Genomic DNA, 1,776 nt, shown 5'->3' on the forward strand with positions numbered 1-1,776 from the left:
AGCGCCTCAACGCGCCCGGTCCGACCGCTGACCTGGTGGCCCGATGCCCAGCGGCACGCCGTCGTGCTCGGCCCGCCGGACGTGGTACGGCCCGGCGATCAGCGAGAAGAAGTACGTGGCCGGGGCGTGCCCGGCCAGGTCCTCGATGAGCTGGGCCACCGACGGCCCGGCCAGCCGCAGGTAACGGTGGCGGCCCTGCCGCTCCTCGACGAGCAGCCCACCGCGGACGAGTCGGGTGAGGTGGTCGCTGGCCGTCGACGGGGCGACGCCGGCGCGCCGGGCCAGCTCACCGGCGGTCCATGCCCGCCCGTCGAGCAGCGCCAGGCACATCCCGGCGCGGGTGCCGTCGGCCAGCAGGGCCGCCAGCTCGGCCATCCCCCGACCGTCGGTGCCAACGCTCATCGCCCCAGTGTAGGAAGCAGGCGCCGAGCCGGTGAACAACGACCCGGGGGCCTCCGTCACGTGGACGAAGGCCCCCAAGCTGGTGGTGCCGAGGCTCAGGACTTCGGCGTCGGGATCAGGTGTGCGGTGAAGCTGACCGCCGACGGGCTGGCCTTCGCTGCCGCCATCCCACCGGGGGCGGCGAACCGCCGGTCCAGCGCGATGGTGGTGTTGTTCCGGTTGCGGTAGACCACCACGAAGCCGGTTCCGCCGGAGTTCTGGATCGGCGCGATGGTGGGATCGGTGGCGGCGGTGGCGGCGGTCGGGTCGCTCGGGTTCTCGTACAGGCGCAGCCACTCACCAAAGGTGCTGGAGCCCTGCTCGGTCTCGTACACCCGGTACATCTCGTTGTCGGCACCCCGGGCGACGACAACGATCCGCCCCAGGGCCGGGTCGAGGATCGCGGCTGGGGAACCGGCGGCGGTGAACGTGCCCACCGTCTGCCAGGTCGCCGGCCAGGCCCCACCCAGTTCCTGCTTCTTCATGATCAGCGAACCGTCGGCGGCACGGGCCACCACGGCGGTCCGGTAGCCCTGGTTGATGAAGGCGGCTGGCACACCGGTCACGTTTCCGCCGAGGTCGACCCACGCACTGAGGGTGCCGTCGGTGGAGTAGAGCGCGGTCTTGATGGTGCCGGTCATGGTGGTGGCGACCAGTCGGACACCGGCGTCGACCTTCACCAGAGTGACGCCGCCGGTGAGGTCGACGTCACCGAGGCTCTTCCACGACGCACCCGTCCCGGTCTGTCGGTAGTGCCAGAGGCGACCATCGACGTCCACGGCGAAGATCACGCTGGTGCCGTCGGCGAGGGTGACCGAGGCAGGCCGGCCCACCATGGTGCCGCCGAGGTTCCCGGTCGTCGCCCAGGTCGCCGCGTTCGCCGCCGTCTGGGCACCGGTCCACACGGTGCCGGTGGTGTGCAGGGCGCTGATCTGCACCTGCTTGGTGCCACTCTGCACATTCAAGGCGGGCTGCCCGGTGAACGCCTCCGCACCGAACTGGGGAATGTGCTGGACGCTGCTGAAATCGTCCGGGTTCTGCTGGTGGACGACCCGCACCTGCCCGGTGTTGTCGGTGTGCGCGTAGACGATGACCCCGAGCGAGCTGCCGTCGCTCGGCTCCCCCTGCAAGGCCGTCGAGCGGGAGAAGGACTCCGTCGGCAGGAACGGCATCGGGTCGGCGTACCAGCCCTGCAGGTCGACCACGATGTGCACGGTCCCGCTGCTGGCGTTCCTGATTTGGACCTTCCCCTCGGTGCCCAGCTTGGTCACCACGATGCTGGACCGGGCGACGTGCGCGGCGGGGAAGTTCGTCGTCGAGGCAACGTTCAAGGCG

Annotated in this window: 1 protein-coding gene and 1 pseudogene; both read right to left on the reverse strand. The window is 70.8% G+C overall.

The window, feature by feature from the left end; translation table 11 throughout:
* Positions 1-115: 115 nt before the first annotated feature.
* Positions 116-402: pseudogene (locus ABZ749_RS34760) on the reverse strand (winged helix-turn-helix domain-containing protein); the annotation flags it as partial.
* 95 nt (positions 403-497) lie between these two features.
* A partial coding sequence (locus tag ABZ749_RS34765) for a hypothetical protein (protein ID WP_357235565.1) occupies positions 498-1,776 on the reverse strand: 1,279 nt, incomplete at its 5' end.

Source organism: Micromonospora sp. NPDC047753 (assembly GCF_040642735.1).
Taxonomy (GTDB): Bacteria; Actinomycetota; Actinomycetes; order Mycobacteriales; family Micromonosporaceae; genus Micromonospora.